This window comes from Pseudomonas sp. K5002 (assembly GCF_013386655.1).
Classification (GTDB): Bacteria; Pseudomonadota; Gammaproteobacteria; order Pseudomonadales; family Pseudomonadaceae; genus Aquipseudomonas.
The window spans coordinates 1-1,624 of the sequence record NZ_JACARK010000893.1 but is presented as its reverse complement, the minus strand read 5'-3'; the positions used below and the strand labels follow the sequence as shown (position 1 = coordinate 1,624).

Below are 1,624 nucleotides of genomic sequence, written 5' to 3'. Positions count from 1 at the left end.
GAAAAGCGGCTCTGCTTTCGTTCTGGTCTTTGCTTTTACCATAAGTAGCCGTTACCGCAGAAACGGATATGTACACAATCAAACCACCTCAGCCTGCCGCACCTGCTTCTCCAGTTCAGCCTTCAACCCCGGCTCCAACTTAAGCTGCCGCGCCAACTCATCGAGGTAAGCCTTCTCCATGAAGTTCTCCTCATCCACCAACATCACACTGGCGATATACATCTCGGCAGCCAACTCCGGAGTACTGGCAGCCCGAGCCACATCTGCCGGATCCAGCGGCTTGTTCAGCTCGGCATGTAACCACTGCTGCAACTCACGATCGTTATCCAGCTTCACAAACTCCCCTTCGATCAACGCCCGCTCACGCTCATCCACATGCCCGTCAGCCTTGGCCGCAGCCACCAGCGCCTTCAAAATCCCCTGGCTGTGCTGTTCGACCTGGGCCGGCGGCAACCGATCAATGGTCTGCGGCTCCCCTTGAGGCGCACTGGCCTGCTGCGCCTGCCAATTACCGTAGGCCTTGTAGGCAATCACCCCCAAAGCAGCCAACCCGCCATAGGTCAGCGCCTTGCCGCCAAACTTGCGGGCTTTCTTGTTGCCCAGCAACAGACCCATGGCGCCGGCCGCGAGGGCCCCACCACCGGCACCGCCAAGCAAGCTACCCAACCCGCCGCCACCCAGCAGTCCGCCAAGGGCACCCTTGTCATCTGACTTGCGCTGCCCGCCAGCCTTGTTCTGCAACATGTCCTGGCCGGATTTGAGCAGTTGATCGAGCAATCCACGGGTATTCATTCACAACCTCCAGAAACTCAAGTTCACAGGACCAATAGGCCCCCAGCGTAAAACTAAGTGCCAAAAACCCCCGATCTAGAGTGCTTCCAGATGTAACGCGCTTACCCCTCAATTAAAACGATATACACTCGAACAAATCTATAAAAACACCCCACTGGTAATTCCAGCATGATGACCTTGCGTCAGATCCGTCACTTCATCGCCGTGGCCGAGACCGGCTCGATCTCCGCCGCTGCCCAGACCGCCTTCATCTCCCAGTCCACCCTGACCCTGGCGATCCAGCAACTGGAACAGGAAATCGGCGTCAACCTGTTCAACCGCCACGCCAAGGGCATGACCCTGACCCACCAGGGCCACCAGTTCCTGCGCCAGGCGCACCTCATCCTCGCCACCGTCGACAACGCCAAGCGCAGCCTGCAACAGAGCACCGACCAGGTGGCCGGGCAGTTGATCATCGGCGTGACCAGCCTGGTCGCCGGCTACTACCTGGCGGACTTGCTTACCCGCTTCCAGCGCGCCTACCCCAATGTCGAAATCCGCGTGATGGAGGACGAACGCCCCTACATCGAACACCTGCTGGTCAGCGGTGAAATCGACGTCGGCGTGCTGATCCTCTCCAACCTCGAAGACCGCCACGCCCTGCAAACCGAAGTGCTCACCCACTCGCCCCACCGTTTATGGCTGCCCGCCCAGCACCCGCTGCTGGAACACGACAGCATCAACCTCGCCGACGTTGCCCGCGAGCCGCTGATTCAACTGAACGTCGACGAAATGGGCCACAACGCCCAACGCATGTGGACCGGCGCCGGGCTGCAACCTCGCGTCACCTTGC

General features: G+C 59.8%; 2 protein-coding genes. One reads left to right on the top strand and one right to left on the bottom strand.

Annotation, left to right across the window (positions count from 1 at the left end; genetic code table 11):
- Window positions 1-78: 78 nt before the first annotated feature.
- On the bottom strand, window positions 79-792 hold the full coding sequence (locus tag HX846_RS30615; protein ID WP_003209547.1) for a tellurite resistance TerB family protein: 714 nt from the start codon (window positions 790-792) through the stop codon (window positions 79-81).
- A gap of 168 nt (window positions 793-960) precedes the next feature.
- On the opposite strand from HX846_RS30615, the gene HX846_RS30610 reads away from it, so the two are divergent.
- Window positions 961-1,624: LysR family transcriptional regulator (locus tag HX846_RS30610; RefSeq protein WP_178966821.1), on the top strand; the 664-nt coding region annotated here is incomplete at its 3' end.

Bases quoted from the DNA above. Each gene is read 5' to 3' on its own strand.
- HX846_RS30615 (WP_003209547.1), bottom strand. From the start codon at position 792: ATGAATACCCGTGGATTGCTCGATCAACTGCTCAAATCCGGCCAGGAC.